Origin of the sequence: Legionella sp. (assembly GCF_049790535.1) — a bacterium.
GTDB lineage: Bacteria > Pseudomonadota > Gammaproteobacteria > Legionellales > Legionellaceae > Legionella.
This window is the reverse complement of the sequence record NZ_JBAQZB010000131.1, coordinates 37,241-54,807: the sequence shown is the minus strand read 5'-3', so window position 1 is coordinate 54,807 and position 17,567 is coordinate 37,241. Positions and strand designations below refer to the sequence as shown.

Below are 17,567 nucleotides of genomic sequence, written 5' to 3'. Positions count from 1 at the left end.
TTTTCTAGTAGATTATTAATTTCTTCCAGAACTTCCAAACCCTCCTTCGCCTCGCGAACTATCAGTAAACTCTTCCACAAGTTCAAAAACAACCTGCACTACTGGAATAAACACTAATTGAGCAATGCGATCACCTGGGTTTACGGTAAAATGTTCAATGCCTCTGTTCCAGCAAGAAATTTTTAATTCACCTTGATAATCAGAATCAATCAAACCCACCAAATTACCTAAAACAATTCCATGTTTATGTCCTAAACCTGAACGAGGCAAGATAACCGCTGCCAATTTAGGATCGGCAATATAAATAGCAAGTCCTGTGGGTAACAATACCGTTTCTTGAGGGGCTATTTGCAACGGTTCATTAATACAAACACGCAAATCCAGACCTGCAGAACCCTCAGTGGCATAAGTTGGTACTGGGATACTGTTTCCTATTCTTGAATCAAGAATTTTAAATTGAATTGCTTGTGTCATCATTTTTCCTATAAGATACGGCATTAATTAAATGGCATCATTGTGCAGAGTTGCGGCAAGGATTGCAATAATTTGTCCAGCCAATCGTGTTTTGTGCGTTAATGCTAATTCAATTTGCCTGCTGTGATTAATCACAGTGACTTGATTCACATCTTGCTCAAAACCTAGTTCCTTCCCAACTGTATTCGCAACAATCATATCCAATTTCTTACGTTTTAATTTTTCGGTAGCATAACGAACTACATCGGTGATTTCCGCAGCAAAGCCGATTACAAAAGAAGCTTTACCGGTGTCGACAACATTACTTAAAATATCAGGATTTTTGATCAAATGCAGTGTTAACTCTGGCTGCTCAGTTTTTTTCATTTTTTGCTTGGCCGGGTGGTGAATATGATAATCAGCAACCGCTGCAGCACTAATAAAAATGCATCCATCATCTAGTTCATGCATGGTGGCAGTCAACATTTCTTCGGCGGACTCAATCTTAATAAGTTTAATTCCTGCAGAAATGGATAAATTACAGGGACCACTAATTAAAGTCACCTCCGCACCTGCCCTTGCTGCTGCTTCAGCTAAGGCATAACCCATTTTTCCTGAACTGTAATTACTAATATAACGCACTGGATCAATCGATTCCCGCGTTGGTCCGGCTGTAATTAAAACTTTTTTACCCATTAATAACTGATGCACTTCGTGTAAACGCAATGCGCTGATAATTTGTTCTGCTTCACTAACGCGACCTAGACCTTCTTCACCACAGGCTTGTGCTCCCTCCTCTGGACCAACGAAAATTGCTCCTCGTTCTTGCAACAAAGTGCAGTTTGCCCGAGTTGCTGGATGGTGCCACATGCTGTGATTCATCGCAGGACAAACAAACACTGGAATTTCAGCAACAAGGTATAAAGTAGATAATAAATCATCCGCAATACCTTGCGCCATTTTCGCAATGAAATTGGCTGAAGCAGGAGTAATTACCAAATAATCAGCCCAACGCGCCAATTCAATATGCCCCATGGCCCGTTCTGCCTGAGCATCAAATAAATCAGTGCGTACCTCATTTCCTGACAAAGCCTGCATCAATAAAGGGCTAATAAATTGTTGAGCGGATTGAGTCATCACTACCTTTACTTCAGCACCCAAACAAGTTAACTCGCGAGTCAGATAAGCTGATTTATAAGCAGCAACACCTCCACAAACACCAAGAAGAATTTTTTTACCAATAAAATCGTGCATAATCTACCATTTTTTTAAAAAATTGCCCTGATCAAAACATAATCTTCACCATAAAGAAATATTTATAATAGAAAAAGTAGTTACATCAAATAAAATAATTGTGCGATGGCTCTTGCATAATCTATTGATTTTGGATAAAAATAGCCTCGTTAAACTTCGCAATAAAGGAATACATTATGACATTTGCCCCGAGCAGGAGACAGTTGGATCTGCGTGAAAAATTACTAACTAATGGAGTGAAAAATCTTTCTGACACTGAATTACTGGCAATTTTTATCAGCTCTGGTAGTGGTAAAAAATCCTGTGTGCAACTAGCTACTGATCTTCTCAAACATTTGGGTGATTTACGTGCTGTTCTCAATGCTGATCAACTCTGTTTTAAACAAGTCCATGGATTAGGAACTGTTCGCTACGTACAATTGCAAGCAGTTAAGGAAATTTGCCGACGCAGTGATTTTATCCAGCTACAAAAAGAAACTCAGATCACCAACAGTAAACAAACTTATGCTTATTTAAAGAAGCGTCTGCGTGATTATAAAAATGAAACCTTTGCTGCCTTATTTCTAGATAACCAGTATCGTATTATCGCTTATGAAGAACTTTTTTCTGGAACAATCAATACCGCAACAATTCATTCAAGACCAATCGTAGAGCGTGTTCTGCAGCTTAATGCCGCAGCTTTAATCCTTGCACATAACCATCCTTCAGGTGTCTCCAGAGCGAGTCATCAAGACATCGCTGTAACTGAACGCATACGTGATGCCTTAGAATTAGTTGATGCCCACTTGCTCGATCACATAGTAATTGGCGATAATGAAGTCTATTCCATTTTTGCAGAAAGTAAGTGGGTTTGTAATTAGCACTTTACCGTTCGATAATAAACTTAAAGCAGATTACGTTGAATCAATTAATGAAGTACTTGACTCAATTGTTGTTGAAAAAATGGCTGAGTTTGATTTAATTGTTGATGCGTTGGAACTGATTGTTAAAGAAGCTAATTTTTTAATAACATACTCATTCGTATAAAGAATCTTTTTACCTTTGAAGAGCTCCTCCGGTTTGAAGAAATAAAATACAGGATTAACTCCCCACAAGACTTTGTAGCATTAGAGTCTGATTTCGCTGAAATATAAGACGATTCTTTGCAGACGAATTAATAAGAAAATAAAGGAATTTCGCGAGTTAGATGAAAGTCAAAAACAGTGTTATATCTCTTCACAGCAAACACGACGAGTTGTTGCTGAAAGTTACCAAAAAATTTGGCAACAAACGGTAAGTTCGACTACTCCAACGATACAAAAGGAACTATCCAAGAACAGAAGCAACTCTATTTTTATAAATGCTCCTGTGTAACAGAGCCAACCTAATCTCTATTTTAATTTTGGAGATAATGTAGATTATGAAATCGGAGGTAGGGTTACTTCTTCCATATCGCTTCGTCCCCGATCTGAACTAAGAAGGGTTACACGGTACGGATTATAAGGTTTTCTGCATGAAGCTCACATTTAAGCTATGGAATACTGTTCATTACTACTTTAGCTATTGAAAGCTACCGACGGAAGATCAAATTAAGCACGGGTGAAATCAAAAGAGATAACGCTGGCTATTTCAGGCTGATCTAAAGCTAAAGCTAATAATCGGTCTATTCCTAAAGCTACGCCACTACATGCAGGCAAGCCATGGTCCAGAGCATCTAACAAATTAGGATCTGCCTCTACGAAAGGAAACCCTTTTTCACGTCTTAATTGTTGATCCTGAGCAAAGCGTTTTGCCTGTGCCTCCCCATCCGTTAACTCATGGAAGCCATTAGCCAATTCTACACCTTGATAATATACTTCAAAACGTTCAGCGACCCCCTCACTAATTTTTGCCAAAGCAGCTTGCGAGCTAGGGAAATTATAGACAGCAACTGGAGCCTTTTCTCTAGCAAGGAATGGTTCTACCACATGACTCATCAGTAAAAATAAATACTGATCTCGATCGCATTCCTCAAGTGAAAATACATAATCCAAATCATAACGTGCTGTAACCTTTCGTAAGTGGACTAACGAAGCCGTCAATGGATCAAGATCACACGCTTCAAGAAAGACATGCTGATACGTTTTCTTAATCATCGGTGGAGATTGCATTATTGTTTGTAACAATAAGTCCATTTCCTCCATAAGAGCATGATGATCGATACCTAATTGATACCATTCCAGTAAAGTAAACTCAGGATTATGCCAACGTCCCAATTCGTCATCACGAAACACCCGTGCCAATTGAAAAATAGACCCACTTCCCGCTGCAAGCAAGCGTTTCATATGATATTCAGGCGAGGTTTGTAAACAATAGACGTTGTTACGAAATGTGGCTTTAATAGTACTCAAATATACATCCGTTGTACCATAACGTGCCATCACTGGCGTTTCTACTTCCAGATAACCACGAGTGTTAAAAAAATCGCGGATTCTTGCTAGTAATTGCGCACGTTGCCGTAATAATTCAATCGATGCCGAAGGTTGCCACATTTTTAGTAAAAAATTCCTAACTCTAGTCGTGCCGCTTCCGTCATTCGCTCTTGGGTCCATGGCGGTTCCCATACTAATTCAACCGTGCAATCACGAACACCAGCAACTTGATTTACTGCCTGTTCTACAGTTCCAGGAAAAGTCTGCGCTACAGGACAGCCAGGAGTAGTTAAAGTCATTTGTACGTCGACATGTGCCTCATCATTAATCGTTATCGTGTAAATTAAACCCAGATCATAAATATTTACCGGAATTTCAGGATCATAAACCCCTTTGAGGGCAGTAATTACGGCCTCTTTCATTACCTCAGTATCTTGCTTTTTTTTCATGCCAAACATACAGGTATCCATTTATTATAAAATTCGTACTTTATCTAGGGTCTGTTTATTTTTTGCTCGTTTGCACCATAATGGACTGTTTTTAGAGCATCCAAACGCAGCATATCAGTAGGTGAGCATCGGAAATATCGCCAGACCCTATTCCGTTTTCACCACATTCGCATTTTTATTTAATGCTGCTTCCAAAGTATGCCAAGCCAAAGTAGCGCATTTTACGCGTGCAGGATAAGCTTTGACTCCCGCCAGAACCAATAATTTATCCATTAACATTAATTGTCCTTCTTCGTTTTGTGTCAACATGTGATGAAAACGATGGAATAATTCATGAGCTTCTTCAATTGTTTTCCCGTTAATTATATCTGTCATTAGAGAAGCCGAAGCCTGAGAGATGGCACAGCCACACCCTAAAAAACTCAACTCGCTAATTCTATCATCTTCTAATTTGACATAGACAGTTAATTTATCACCGCATAAAGGATTAAAACCATTAGCCTGAGTTGTAGCATCGTCCATAGGGTAGTGATGACGTGGATTACGATTATGATCAATAATGATTTCCTGATACAGTTCACGCAAATCAGCACTCATGCAAATACCTCTTTCACTTGATTTAATGCGTCAATACAGCGATCTATTTCTTCTTTCGTATTATAAAAAGAAAGTGAAATACGTGAAGTTGCAGCAATTCCGAAGAACTCCATCAACGGCATAGCACAATGATGACCGCTTCGTAAAGCAATACCTCTGCTGTCCATGATGGTACCAATATCATGTGCATGAATCGTTTCATGTATAAAAGAAATCACAGGTACTTTCTGTTTGGCAGTGCCAATGATTCTAAAATCACCAATAGATTGAACCCCAGCAGTTGCATAATTCAATAATTCATGCTCATAAAGTGCTACCGTTTTTAAATCCAAGCCTCTTAAATAATCCATTGCTGCGCCCAAACCAATAGCACCAGCAATATTAGGTGTACCTGCTTCAAATTTTTGTGGCAACGGCGCATACTCAGTGGAGGCAAAGGAAACATAATGAATCATCTCGCCTCCCCCTTGATAAGGCGGCATTTCCTCTAAAAGAGACTCTTTACCCCATAACACACCAATGCCAGTCGGACCATACATTTTATGTCCTGAAAAAGCATAAAAATCACAACCTAAATCCTGTACATCTATTGGTAAATGAGCAATTGCCTGTGCACCATCCAATAAAACACAAGCGCCACATTCATGCGCCATTTCAATCATTTTTTTCACAGGATTAATCGTGCCTAAAGCATTTGATACATAATTAATCGCAACAAAACGCGTCTTTTCATTTAATTTTTTGGCAAATTCTTCCAGAATGATTTCACCTTCCAGAGAAATAGGTGCTACTTGTAATTTGGCCCCAGTCTTTTGACAGACCATCTGCCATGGAACAATATTCGAATGATGTTCCATATGGGTAATTAATACTTGGTCTCCAGGTAAAAGACGTGGTGCAACATAACTTTGTGCGACTAAATTAATTCCCTCAGTAGTACCGCGTACAAAAATACATTCACGCGCCGAACGTGCATTAATGAAATGCTTTACTTTGGAACGAGCTGCTTCATAAAGGTCAGTCGCTCGGACACTTAACGCATGTATGCCTCGATGCACGTTGGAATTATCATGCTCATAGTACTGTGTAATCGCATCCATTACCGCTTTAGGTTTTTGAGTTGTTGCAGCATTATCAAAGTAAATTAAATCATAATCGTTTACTTTTTGCTGGAGGATAGGAAAATCATTGCGAATCGTAATGAGATCAAGAGTTTCAACTAAGGAATCAATCGTATCCATTTGTCTCCTCCAATTGTTGTGTTAATAAATGACTCATAAAATCAGCCAGTTTCGGGTACGGAATAAGCCGTAAATTATTCTTGGTAAACGCATGAATTAAATACTGTGATGCTTCAATACGAGCAATTCCTCGCGTCGCTAAATAAAATAATGCCTCTTCATCCAATTGCCCCACAGTCGCACCATGCGAGCAGAGCACGTCATCAGCAAAAATTTCTAATTGTGGCTTAGTATCCACTTCCGCATGTGCTGAAAGTAATAGATTTTTATTTTGTTGTTTGGCATCTGTATGTTGTGCATCTTTAGCAACAAACACTTTACCATTAAACACTGCACGCGAACGACCCGTTAAAATACCTTTATAATCCTGTTCACTAGTGCAATTCGGGACTAGATGATACACGGTTGTGTGATGATCTACATGCTGTCCTTCTCCAGGCGCATAAATTCCATTCATTAAGCAATGAGCTTTTTCTTCTTGTAGATACAAACTAAGATCCGAACGCACGCACTTGCCACCTACACTTAGTGAGTGAGTGGCAAATTCACTGCCGGTATTTTGTTTTACCGCTACATGCCCTAAATGATATGCAGCTTTACTTTCTCGTTGAATTTTACAATGTGTGAATTTGGCATTCGTCCCTACAAAAATTTCAGTTACGGTATTAGTTAAATAACTACTATTTTCCAAACCTTGGTAATCCTCAACAATCGTAGCGTAACTACCCTCTTCAGCAATAATCAAATGCCGTAAATGAACCATCTGGTTTGATTGATCCTGTCTATGCGTCAAGGCAATAGGCTCTTCAATACAAATGCCAGCGGGAATATAAATTAATACACCGCAATGAATCATCGCTGTATTTAAAAAATGAAATCCATGTTCTTGTTGCAGAATTTTTCCCAAATACGATTTTATTAATTCAGAATGACTCGTTAATGCCGTGGCTAAAGGTAATACCACCACCCCTGCAGGCAAAGTCTTAGCAAGCTTTACTTCACCTCCAATCAGTCCATTTTCAATGACGATTTGTTGACTTATAGGTAAATCCGATGTTTTAGGCGCAAAGACAGTTAAATCTTTATTATACGACCTAAAGGATTGCTCTAATAAAGCATCAACACGAGTATATTTCCATTCTTCATCGTGTCGCCCTGGAAAACCACACTGATTCAAATCAGTTAATGCTTTAGATTGTAACTGGGCAAGCCAAGGAATGATCGATAAACTGGCCGCTGCTTGTTGTTGATAAAAATCCAGAATCTCATTCATCACTGCACCATTTCTTCAAGCCAGCCATATCCTTTCTTCTCAAGTTCGAGCGCCAGTGTTTTGTCACCTGATCTAATAATACGACCATTCACTAAGACATGAATAAAATCAGGCTCAATATAGTCAAGCAAGCGTTGATAGTGAGTAACCAGAATAATTGAACGCTCAGGAGAACGCATTGCATTCACCCCCTGAGAAATAATACGTAACGCATCAATATCCAAACCGGAATCTGTCTCATCAAGAATTGCTAATTTAGGTTCTAAAGCAGCCATCTGTAAAATTTCATTACGTTTTTTCTCACCCCCTGAGAAACCTTCGTTGATGCTGCGATATAAAAAACTTTCATCCATATCCAGTAAGGCGCATTTTTCACGAATAAAGGTCAAAAACTCAATAGCATCCAAAGTATTTTTTCCTTGACCTTTACGCACTGCATTGACTGAAGCTTTAAGAAAATTAATGTTCGTTACCCCAGGAATTTCTACTGGGTATTGAAAAGATAAAAAAACGCCGGCACGCGCTCGCTCTTCAGGTGATAAGGGTGCCAAATCTGTTCCTAAATAAGTCACCTCACCCTGAGTCACATGATAAGAAGGATGACCAGCCAGGACTTTAGATAAGGTACTTTTACCAGAGCCATTAGGACCCATGATGGCGTGAATTTCTCCTGCATTTACGGTTAGATTAATGCCCTTTAAGATTGATTGTTCGTTAACTTCTACATTTAATTCATTGATTTTTAACATATTAACCTACTGCCCCTTCTAGACTCAAACCCAACAACTTAGTGGCTTCCACAGCAAATTCCATAGGCAATTCTTTCAATACCTGCTTACAAAAACCGTTTACAATCATAGAAACCGCATCTTCAGTGTCAATTCCTCGTTGTTGACAATAAAACAATTGCTCTTCACTAATTTTGGAAGTCGTCGCTTCATGTTCTACCTGAGCTGTAGGATTTTTGACTTCTATATAAGGAAAAGTATGCGCAGAACACTCAGAACCCATAAGCATTGAATCACACTGCGTATAATTACGCGCATTCGTCGCAGTGGGCGCGATGCGCACCAAGCCACGATAAGCATTATGGGCACGTCCTGCACTAATTCCTTTGGAGATAATTGTTGAACGCGTATTTTTACCAATATGGATCATCTTGGTGCCGGTATCAGCTTGCTGATAATTATTGGTTAAAGCAACCGAATAAAATTCACCGACAGAATCATCACCTTGCAAAACCACACTAGGATATTTCCAGGTAATAGCGGAACCTGTTTCAATTTGCGTCCAGGAAATTTTAGAACGTTTACCACGGCAGGCACCCCGTTTAGTTACAAAGTTATAAATACCGCCTTTACCTTCTTTATCGCCGGGATACCAGTTTTGTACGGTAGAATATTTAATTTGTGCCCCCTCTAAGGCAACCAACTCAACTACCGCTGCATGCAATTGATTTTCATCACGCATCGGTGCAGTACAGCCTTCCAGATAAGACACATAGCTGTCAGCATCAGCAATAATGAGTGTACGCTCAAACTGACCAGTAGACGCTGTATTAATACGAAAATACGTAGATAATTCCATAGGACAACGTACCCCTTTTGGGATATACACAAAAGAACCGTCGCTAAATACTGCTGAATTCAAAGCAGCATAAAAATTGTCTCGATAAGGCACTACAGAACCCAGATAGTTCATTAGCAAGTCAGGGTATTGATGTACCGCTTCTGAAAATGGGCAAAAAATTACACCTTTTTCCGCTAACTTAGCTTTAAAGGTAGTCGCTACAGAAACACTATCAAAAACTGCATCAACGGCAACACCTGCCAACAGTTCCTGTTCCCTTAAAGGTATTCCTAGTTTTTCATAAGTTCTAAGCAATTCAGGATCAACTTCATCCAGGCTTTTGGGTGCGTTTTTTTGATTTTTAGGTGCCGAATAATAAGAAATAGACTGGTAATCCACCGGTGGATAATGCACGCTGGCCCACTCAGGATGAGGCATAGTTAGCCAATGTCTGTATGCTTTCAGACGCCATTCGAGTAGAAATTCTGGTTCCCCTTTAATGGTTGATAAATGACGAATCACCTCTTCATTCAGTCCGGGTTCAAAAGTTTCTACTTCAATGTCGGTTATAAAACCATGTTGATATTCTCTATCGAGCAGAGAATTAATTTGCTCACTGCTTTTAGCCACGATTGACTCCACTTGCTAATTGTCGAACACGCTCTGTATCACGTGCTTGCAGAGTTGGTTTTGCCAAGGAATCCAAACTCACACTATCCAATGCGGCCTCAATCGCTTGGCTAATTAATCGCCAATTAGTTTGGATAGTACATACTTCTTGTAACGAACAGTCATTAGGTTGTAAACTGCATTCGGTAAAACCACGATGTTTTTCCAACGCAAAAATAATTTCTGCTATAGAAATTTCAGTAGCAGATTTACATAACCGATACCCACCAGCCATCCCACGTACGGATGCTAAGAGGCGCGCGCTGGTTAAACATTTTAAAATTTTACTTACCGTAGGGACACTCAAATGAGTATGTAAGGCAATATCACGTGCATTACACAGTTCCTGTGCATGCCTAGCAAGGTACACCATCACAACTGTTCCATAATCGGCCAATTTGCTGATGCGCAGCATAACACTCCGAAAGCTAATAATCTAGTACTAATTAAGTCTTAATTAAAGACAAAACCCAATATCATTAATAATAAGTATCCATGCTATAAATATAGCACTAAAATAGACCCTATTACGCCGCCGATAGTATCTTATTTTTACAGAGTGATGCAAATAAAATATTCCCTATTGCAGAGTAACCGTGGATAACTTTCCTTTCGGGGTTGCACCTAGCCAGAGAGGTCAAGGTGAATAAATTAACTGAAATACACTTAAAATTAAATGCACTTAACCCTATATGCTTCATTTTAATTAATTGCTGTTTCTCCTAAGGTACTTCCTCTAGACAAAACTTGACTTACTTGAACTAAGAGGATTATATACGTATTATCTTCTTTTTGAATTTTTAAAATTTGCAAACGGCTTTGTAAGCTAGGTAAAACTGATTTAGGAGCAAACCATGTCCGCTGAGAATTATCCTGCCTCACTTGTCAGCAATCTCATCGTTGATTCGGGCGCTTTATTAGTCCCACAAGGTTACTATCGCTCCAAATTATTTAGCACTCCTGTTTCTACCAATTCTCTGGTTGCTGCTGCTGGCCCCTTATTATCCGTATTAGAGCGTCTTTACCTCAGCTTATCACTGCCTCCTATTGAACGCTTTAGAGAAAATATTGAACATGAATTGCTGGCTTTTCATAGTAAACTCAATGCTTCTAAATACCCTGAACAGACACTTGCCATTGCCTATTATTTAGTGTCGGCGACTGTAGATGAAGTTTTGGGTAAGAATTACATGCGCGTAAACCATGTGACTGCTGAATTTAAGGCATTCACCCCATTGACCCATGATAATACTCCGCCGCAAGTGCGTTTTTTTGAAATTCTTGATTATGTAAAAGAAAGACCTAACCAACACCTTGATCTGATTGAACTGAGTTATTTTTTCCTAATTATCGGTTTTGAAGGACAATATCATCTTAAGGCAGATGGTCGCCAAGTATTAGACAATTACATTGAAGAACTCTACCAAATAATACAGCAGCACCGCTTTAATAAACCACAACGTTTACTCAATGAAAATCCTTTATCCAAAGTAATCAAAAAAAATTATAAAACAACTTTAATAACTTTAGCCGCTGCAGCAGCTATAGTCACACTTGCGTTTTTTACCAGTCATCTTTTATTGGATAATAAAGCAAAAATCATTTTATTTGGACACTCTCAATTTACATTGTTGGATAACTAATGGATAATTCCTTACGCGTATTATGCGACACCATAAAAAAAATACTCTCCAGATTAAAACCACAAAATAATCAGCTATCTTTTGTACTGGTAACAGGAAAACATGCTCAAGGCAAATCCTCTTTACTAAAACAAAGCGCTATGGAAGAACTACCTGTATTTAGCGAACAACAGGCCAAAATTTATTTTAACCAACAAGGAATTATGGTCGAGTTGGGTGAAAGCTGGTTCACTAATAGTAAGACTTTAATACAAAATACACTCAAACAATTAAATTGTTGCAATCATTACCTTAAAATTACTGGGCTTGTACTTTGTCTTGAGGTTAATGACTTACTCATTACTGATCGCACACAATTCACCGAACAAAGAAAAGCACACTTACAGTTACTAGAGCGCTGGGGAATTAATTTAGGGTATCCGGTTGAATTAGCGTTAATAATCACAAAAATGGATGCTTTAGCCGGTTTTACTGAGTTTTATCAAACAAATCATGTCTCAGATTTATCAAAACCACTAGGCTTTTCACTGAATTGCCCCAATGAATTAAACAAAAAAATTGAAACCTTTACTTCACAATTCAGTCAGTTTATTGAAACATTGGGCCAACAAGTAATTAGCAAAATGCACACTGTCCGTTCAACAATGAGACGCAGTTTAATTCGTGAATTTCCAATTCAGGTTGCCAGTTTACGCGCCCCTATTCATTCACTGCTACAGGGTATTTCACCCAAACTCTTTCAACTGAACTCGATTTATTTCACCAGCGCAGAACAAAGCGGTGTCAGTGTTGACCGTTTAAACAAAAAAATTGAGCATGAATATGCGCTTGTTGTGCAGGATACATTTCCACAGGCCACCAATTTTAGGGCATTCTTTGTTGAAGGTGCCTTAAAAACAATTCAAAAACAATGCAGTCTGATACCGCAACCAATAAGATTTCCCCAAAAACCACTTATTGGCATTACTGTAGCCATTGCAGGAATCAGCTTATGTATTTTAATCCACCATCATTATAAAGCGATACGTCTGTTAGATGTAGCAAGTAGAGAATTACTTGCTTATGAGTTATTAAATAACCAAAAAGACAAAGACAAACAAGCCCTTTATCATCTATCTCATGCAGCTAAGACAATGACCACCATTCCCAGTAATTCTTTATCCCTAGCTGCTGTATATAAATTAAAAAGCCATTTACAAAACACGACTGCATATCGATTGCATGCTGAATTTCTACCTGCTTTAGCTATGGAGATTGAAGAAGTCATTAATAATCCAAATAATACACCTATTGTTCGTTACAACGCCCTAAAAGTATATTTGATGTTGAGTCAACCTGAACATTTTTCAGCAATGCAAATACATAATTGGTTTGCTGCACGATGGAATAATCTTCCTAAAAATGTTTTGAAAAAACAATTAGCACTACTCAAACAATCATTAAAAAAACCACCTCAAGAAATACTAGTGAAGCAGCAGGTGGTCAGTGATGCCAGAAATTATTTAAACGCCTTACCTACTGGTTATCTCTATTATTTTCTTGCTAAAGAGTTGTTTCCAAAAGACCATCAAAAAATTTCAGCTAAGGGATTTACTTTAGCAACTGAGAAATTGCCTGTCTATTATACCAAAACAGGCTTTAGTAAAGTGATGCAAAAAATAACACAGATAAGTCAAACTTTACAAAAAGAAAACTGGGTACTGGCGCGTCAAGACTTGGCTGAATTACCTAATATGTTAATACATACCTATTGCCTTGATTATGTGACCTGGTGGCAAACGTTTATACGTAAGTCACAACCTGCGCATTATCAAGACTATCAACAAGGACGTGAGATTATCGAGAATCTGGCACAATCACATACAATTACCAATTTGGTTCATTTAATTCAAAAAGAAACCAACGCAGATATGACAAGCAATACGTCGCCTTTTAATCAGTTCATTGCCAATCAATTTGCTGAGTTAAACTTAATGAGTCTCTCCAGTACTAAAAAATTAAGCGTGAAAATTATGGACTTAGAGCGTTTTATTTCTACTTTCTCCATGCTCGATGATGATGGAAAAACAGCATTTAATATTACACGATCACGTTTTATCAATGATGTGGCCTCCGATCCAGTAAGCCTGCTCTATAATCAGGCACAACAATTACCAGAACCATTAAGTACCTGGGCCAAACAATTAGCAAGTGAAACCTGGACTCTGCTCATTAAAGACAGTCGTAAATACATTAACCAGCAATGGCAACACACAATTTATAAAGAATACCAGAGTAACATCGCCAAACGTTATCCCTTTGACTCCACACAGCAAAAAGAAATAGCAATTACTGACTTTAATCACTTTTTTTCCACAAATGGTTCATTAAATACTTTTACTGAAAACTTTGTGAAACCATTCTTAGATATTTCAAGTGCTGAATGGAAACCCAAAGCAGTAAATGACTCAATAATACCTATATCATCCGATACACTCGATGCCCTAGTACGTGCAAATATTATTACCAATATGTTTTTTCCTTATCAACGCAATGAAAGTAGGATTGAATTCAGTCTGCAAAAAATCAATCTTGATCCAGTTGTTGCCAGCCTTGTTCTTGAGATTGGTAAAACTAGGCTCACAGATAACCAAAGCAGTGATTCTTTAATTCGCTTTTTCTGGCCACAAGCAAACGCAAAATTAGTACTCAATTCTATCGAAGGCAATCATTACGAACTGGCTGAGCAAGGAAACTGGGCGTTGTTTAAATTACTGGAAAAAGTGAACGTTTTAGTTGATGAACAAGACAGCTCCAGTTTACAAATACTCTTTGAAGTAAATAGCAATTCAGGACGTTATTTGTTAAAAACCAATAATCAGGTGAATCCATTTACACCAGGGATTTTAAATGGTTTTATATTAAACGAAGTGATTGTTTAAACAGAGGAAAAATTGCCCTACTTCAGATATACTAATAATCCCTATTTAAAATAAGGTCAGATATTATGCGGATGTTCACTTCATGTTTACTTATTACATTACTAAGCTTTGGGTTATTAATTAATGAAGCATCAGCCAAACGCTTCGGTAATGGTAGAAGCTTTGGTGTCCAACGCTCTCAAAGCAGCATGTTCTCACCTAATAAAGCCTCAAAAAATACTACTCCCCTGGGGCAACGTGCTCGTAGCAATAAATGGGGTGGCCTGTTAGGGGGGTTGTTAATTGGTAGCTTATTAACCAGTCTCTTTATGGGACATGGTCTTGCTAGTGGCTTAATAAGCTGGATTTTTTTAGGTGCACTGATATTTTTTGTGGTCAATTTATTCCGTAAAAGAATGCAACCCGGTTTGCAAGCAGGACAGTACAATACTTTTAATAAAAACTCTTTTAATGATTTTACCCAAGCATTTAACAGTACTGCAGCGAATAGTAGCACTACCAACATGCCGGCAAATTTTTCTTCAGCAGCTTTTTTACGTGAAGCTAAAGTAAAATTTAATCGTTTACAAGCAGCTTATGACGAGAAGAATATACATGATTTAAGAGAATTTACCGCCCCTGAAGTTTTTGCAGAAATAAAAATGCAACTTGATGAACAGGGTGATGCACCCAATCAAACTGAGGTAATTAATTTGGATGCAGAATTACTCGATATTTCTAAACAAACTAATTCATTCATTGCCAGTGTTCGTTTTACGGGTTTGATTAAAGAAAATGACGATCCCGCAACTCGATTTACTGAAATCTGGCATTTCCGTCAGTTTGATAACAATAAAGAATGGGTTATCGGCGGTATTCAACAAGAAGACACCAATGAAAAAACATTCTAAATATCATCTCAATATAAGGATTTGAGTGCTTATTTTTCGCTATTTAGCCCGAGAAGTCTTTATTACGTTAATTGCGTTGACTTCTATATTGGTCTTAATTTTTTTGAGTAACCAATTGATTCAATATTTAAATCGGGCTGCTTCAGGAAGTATTCCAGGTGTCATTATTATGAAATTAATGATGCTCGAATTACCTACTTTACTGAGTTTGCTAATTCCCTTAGGTTTTTATATTGCAATGTTGGTTGCTTACGGTCGTTTGTATGCTGAAAGTGAAATGGCAGTATTACGCGCTTGTGGTTATGGCCCAAGCCAATTGTTAAAACACAGTTTTATTATGGCGACAGTAGTGGCTGCTATTGTCGCATCAGTGATGATTTGGGCTAGTCCATATATTTACATTGAGCGGGCTAAATTGTTACGTACAACGGGAATACAAACTTTAGTCCAAACGATTATGCCTGGACGATTTCATGCCATTAACGATGGGCGGGAAGTATTTTATGTACAATCTATGAGTCGTGATCACAGTAAGGCAAAACAACTTTTTTTGGCAAAACATACTAATGAAAATAATAAAATACGTTGGGATGTTTTATGGGCAGATAAGGCTTTTGCAGAAACCGATGCAAAAACAGGAGAAGATTATATAATTCTCCAAAATGGTAAGGAATATCAGGGGACTCCTGGCCATGCAGATTATCAAATTGCTGAATTTGGCGAATATAAAGCCCGTTTGCCCCATCCGAAAATAAAAATTGGTGATGACTTACGAACATTTAGCACGGTGAGTCTATGGCCTTTAAATAATGCAGATCGAGGAAAAGCAGCAGAATTGCAATGGCGTTTATCGGTTCCTATTATGGTACTTACCTTGACTCTAGTAGCCGTACCACTTAGCCGGATAAACCCACGTTCGGGCAAGTATGCCAAATTATTACCTGCCATTATTATTTATATTTTATATGCTAATTTGATGTTTATTGGACGTGATGCTGTAGTTTCCGGGACAATTCCACCGTGGCTTGGTTTATGGTGGATTCATCTTCTTGTGATCGCCTTAGGTTTATTCTTGATCTGGCGTAATCAGGTGAAATTAGCATGAAAATGTTAGAGCGATATATTGCAAAAACAGTTCTGACTTCTATTGGTTTAGTCACCTTAATGCTAGTAGGACTGCAGATTTTTATTTTATTTGTTGATCAGCTGGGTGATTTGGGAAAATTTGATTATGGAATTATGCAAGCAGCTTTTTTTGTTTTGTTGCAAATGCCCTATCAAGTTTATTTATTTTTTCCTATGGCCAGCCTACTAGGGTCTTTGATTGGCCTTGGAATTCTGGCGAATCACCATGAGTTAGTGGTGATGCGTGCTTCTGGGATGTCTCTATTACAAATAACAGGGGCTGTTTTAAAAGCCTCTGTGCTTTTGATTATTCTGGTCACCATATTGGGTGAAACCATCGTTCCGTATTTTTCTCATTATGCTAATGATTATAAAACGGCTGCCGTTAGTGGCGGACAAAGCATACGAACCTCAAAAGGCTTTTGGTTGCGACATGGAAATGATTTTATTTCAGTAGGTCGTATTCAATCTAATGAGTTGCAAAATATTTATCAATTTCGTTTTGATGCACAACATCATTTAAAAATTGCTCGGCTAATTGGTGAGGCAAAATATACGTCGCAAGGTTGGATTGCCTATAACGTTCAGCAAACCGAATTCAATGGAGAGCAAACTAAAGCACATACTTTTGCGATGCTTCCATGGGATGTGCCTGTAAAGCCGAAAATTTTGACAATTAGTAGTATTGAGCCTGATGAAATGACGTTACGTGAACTTAATCGTTATATTCGCGAACAAAAACATACTCATCAAAATACACATAATTATCAATTTGCTTTTTTACAACGGATTATTCAGCCTTTTACAACGATGGTCATGATGGTTTTAGCTATTCCTTTTATATTTGGTCCCTTGCGTTCATCAACTATGGGTTCAAAATTACTAATTGGAGCAGCTGCAGGTTTTGGTTTTCATATTTTGAGTCGTTTTTTTGGTCCAGTAAGCACGGTATTTCAAATTCCACCTGAATTAGCTGCGTTAGGGCCAACTTTTGTTTTTGCGTTATTTGGGCTTTATTTAATGCGTAGAGCACGTTGAAAGATTAACTTCCCTCTTAACTCACTTTTTATTTTTCGATAAAAAAGGATAATTT

The 17,567-nt window shown here is 38.1% G+C and carries 16 protein-coding genes; 6 read left to right on the top strand and 10 right to left on the bottom strand.

The window, feature by feature from the left end:
• Positions 1 to 15: 15 nt before the first annotated feature.
• Both dut and coaBC read right to left on the bottom strand, forming a co-directional pair.
• A complete protein-coding gene (gene dut / locus WA877_RS08665; protein ID WP_425170519.1) occupies positions 16 to 474 on the bottom strand; it encodes a dUTP diphosphatase in 459 nt (152 codons plus the stop codon).
• A 27-nt stretch (positions 475 to 501) separates the two neighbouring features.
• Positions 502 to 1,707 carry a bifunctional phosphopantothenoylcysteine decarboxylase/phosphopantothenate--cysteine ligase CoaBC gene (coaBC, locus tag WA877_RS08660; protein ID WP_425170518.1) on the bottom strand — a complete coding sequence of 402 codons (1,206 nt, stop codon included), beginning with the start codon at positions 1,705 to 1,707 and terminating at the stop codon, positions 502 to 504.
• A 176-nt stretch (positions 1,708 to 1,883) separates the two neighbouring features.
• Between coaBC and radC the strand changes: the two genes are divergently transcribed.
• Positions 1,884 to 2,567, top strand: coding sequence for a RadC family protein (gene radC, locus WA877_RS08655; RefSeq protein WP_425170517.1), 684 nt, complete (start codon positions 1,884 to 1,886; stop codon positions 2,565 to 2,567).
• A gap of 708 nt (positions 2,568 to 3,275) precedes the next feature.
• Here the strand turns inward: radC and epmA are convergent.
• The 8 genes from epmA to WA877_RS08615 all read right to left on the bottom strand — a co-directional run bounded on the left by epmA (position 3,276) and on the right by WA877_RS08615 (position 10,310).
• Positions 3,276 to 4,217, bottom strand: coding sequence for an elongation factor P--(R)-beta-lysine ligase (gene epmA, locus WA877_RS08650; RefSeq protein WP_425170516.1), 942 nt, complete (start codon positions 4,215 to 4,217; stop codon positions 3,276 to 3,278).
• Positions 4,218 to 4,219: 2 nt separating this feature from the next.
• Positions 4,220 to 4,555 carry an SUF system Fe-S cluster assembly protein gene (locus WA877_RS08645; RefSeq protein WP_425170515.1) on the bottom strand — a complete coding sequence of 112 codons (336 nt, stop codon included), beginning with the start codon at positions 4,553 to 4,555 and terminating at the stop codon, positions 4,220 to 4,222.
• A gap of 138 nt (positions 4,556 to 4,693) precedes the next feature.
• Complete coding sequence (sufU, locus tag WA877_RS08640; RefSeq protein WP_425170514.1) at positions 4,694 to 5,143, bottom strand: Fe-S cluster assembly sulfur transfer protein SufU; 450 nt, start codon at positions 5,141 to 5,143, stop codon at positions 4,694 to 4,696.
• Positions 5,140 to 6,384, bottom strand: coding sequence for a SufS family cysteine desulfurase (locus WA877_RS08635; protein WP_425170513.1), 1,245 nt, complete (start codon positions 6,382 to 6,384; stop codon positions 5,140 to 5,142). Before WA877_RS08635 ends, sufU begins: the two co-directional genes overlap by 4 nt.
• The gene (sufD, locus tag WA877_RS08630; protein WP_425170512.1) at positions 6,371 to 7,657 is read right to left on the bottom strand and encodes a Fe-S cluster assembly protein SufD; all 1,287 of its coding nucleotides are present in this window, start codon (positions 7,655 to 7,657) and stop codon (positions 6,371 to 6,373) included. Before sufD ends, WA877_RS08635 begins: the two co-directional genes overlap by 14 nt.
• The gene (gene sufC / locus WA877_RS08625; protein ID WP_425170511.1) at positions 7,657 to 8,406 is read right to left on the bottom strand and encodes a Fe-S cluster assembly ATPase SufC; all 750 of its coding nucleotides are present in this window, start codon (positions 8,404 to 8,406) and stop codon (positions 7,657 to 7,659) included. The genes sufD and sufC overlap by 1 nt, the downstream gene beginning before the upstream one ends.
• A gap of 1 nt (position 8,407) precedes the next feature.
• Positions 8,408 to 9,856: a Fe-S cluster assembly protein SufB gene (gene sufB, locus WA877_RS08620; RefSeq protein ID WP_425170510.1), complete on the bottom strand. Its 1,449-nt coding sequence runs from the start codon at positions 9,854 to 9,856 to the stop codon at positions 8,408 to 8,410.
• Entirely contained in the window at positions 9,849 to 10,310 is a 462-nt protein-coding gene (locus WA877_RS08615; protein ID WP_425170509.1) for an SUF system Fe-S cluster assembly regulator, read from the bottom strand. Before WA877_RS08615 ends, sufB begins: the two co-directional genes overlap by 8 nt.
• 439 nt (positions 10,311 to 10,749) lie before the next feature.
• Between WA877_RS08615 and icmH the strand changes: the two genes are divergently transcribed.
• From icmH to lptG, 5 genes are all read left to right on the top strand, one after another.
• Positions 10,750 to 11,538 (top strand): type IVB secretion system protein IcmH/DotU, encoded by a 789-nt coding sequence (gene icmH / locus WA877_RS08610; RefSeq protein ID WP_425170508.1) that lies wholly within the window; start codon positions 10,750 to 10,752, stop codon positions 11,536 to 11,538.
• The gene (gene icmF, locus WA877_RS08605) at positions 11,538 to 14,459 is read left to right on the top strand and encodes a type IVB secretion system protein IcmF (RefSeq protein ID WP_425170507.1); all 2,922 of its coding nucleotides are present in this window, start codon (positions 11,538 to 11,540) and stop codon (positions 14,457 to 14,459) included. The genes icmH and icmF overlap by 1 nt, the downstream gene beginning before the upstream one ends.
• A 65-nt stretch (positions 14,460 to 14,524) precedes the next feature.
• Positions 14,525 to 15,349: a Tim44 domain-containing protein gene (locus tag WA877_RS08600; RefSeq protein ID WP_425170506.1), complete on the top strand. Its 825-nt coding sequence runs from the start codon at positions 14,525 to 14,527 to the stop codon at positions 15,347 to 15,349.
• Between the two features lie 25 nt (positions 15,350 to 15,374).
• A complete protein-coding gene (lptF, locus tag WA877_RS08595; protein WP_425170505.1) occupies positions 15,375 to 16,454 on the top strand; it encodes an LPS export ABC transporter permease LptF in 1,080 nt (359 codons plus the stop codon).
• Positions 16,445 to 17,512 (top strand): LPS export ABC transporter permease LptG, encoded by a 1,068-nt coding sequence (gene lptG, locus WA877_RS08590; RefSeq protein WP_425170537.1) that lies wholly within the window; start codon positions 16,445 to 16,447, stop codon positions 17,510 to 17,512. The genes lptF and lptG overlap by 10 nt, the downstream gene beginning before the upstream one ends.
• Positions 17,513 to 17,567 lie beyond the last annotated feature (55 nt).

What these genes read in the sequence shown, in the direction of transcription:
- dut (WP_425170519.1), bottom strand. Translation starts at nt 474, where the DNA reads ATGACACAAGCAATTCAATTTAAAATTCTTGATTCAAGAATAGGAAAC.
- coaBC (WP_425170518.1), bottom strand. Translation starts at nt 1,707, where the DNA reads ATGCACGATTTTATTGGTAAAAAAATTCTTCTTGGTGTTTGTGGAGGT.
- radC (WP_425170517.1), top strand. Translation starts at nt 1,884, where the DNA reads ATGACATTTGCCCCGAGCAGGAGACAGTTGGATCTGCGTGAAAAATTA.
- epmA (WP_425170516.1), bottom strand. Translation starts at nt 4,217, where the DNA reads ATGTGGCAACCTTCGGCATCGATTGAATTATTACGGCAACGTGCGCAA.
- WA877_RS08645 (WP_425170515.1), bottom strand. Translation starts at nt 4,555, where the DNA reads ATGTTTGGCATGAAAAAAAAGCAAGATACTGAGGTAATGAAAGAGGCC.
- sufU (WP_425170514.1), bottom strand. Translation starts at nt 5,143, where the DNA reads ATGAGTGCTGATTTGCGTGAACTGTATCAGGAAATCATTATTGATCAT.
- WA877_RS08635 (WP_425170513.1), bottom strand. Translation starts at nt 6,384, where the DNA reads ATGGATACGATTGATTCCTTAGTTGAAACTCTTGATCTCATTACGATT.
- sufD (WP_425170512.1), bottom strand. Translation starts at nt 7,657, where the DNA reads ATGAATGAGATTCTGGATTTTTATCAACAACAAGCAGCGGCCAGTTTA.
- sufC (WP_425170511.1), bottom strand. Translation starts at nt 8,406, where the DNA reads ATGTTAAAAATCAATGAATTAAATGTAGAAGTTAACGAACAATCAATC.
- WA877_RS08615 (WP_425170509.1), bottom strand. Translation starts at nt 10,310, where the DNA reads ATGCTGCGCATCAGCAAATTGGCCGATTATGGAACAGTTGTGATGGTG.
- icmH (WP_425170508.1), top strand. Translation starts at nt 10,750, where the DNA reads ATGTCCGCTGAGAATTATCCTGCCTCACTTGTCAGCAATCTCATCGTT.
- icmF (WP_425170507.1), top strand. Translation starts at nt 11,538, where the DNA reads ATGGATAATTCCTTACGCGTATTATGCGACACCATAAAAAAAATACTC.
- WA877_RS08600 (WP_425170506.1), top strand. Translation starts at nt 14,525, where the DNA reads ATGCGGATGTTCACTTCATGTTTACTTATTACATTACTAAGCTTTGGG.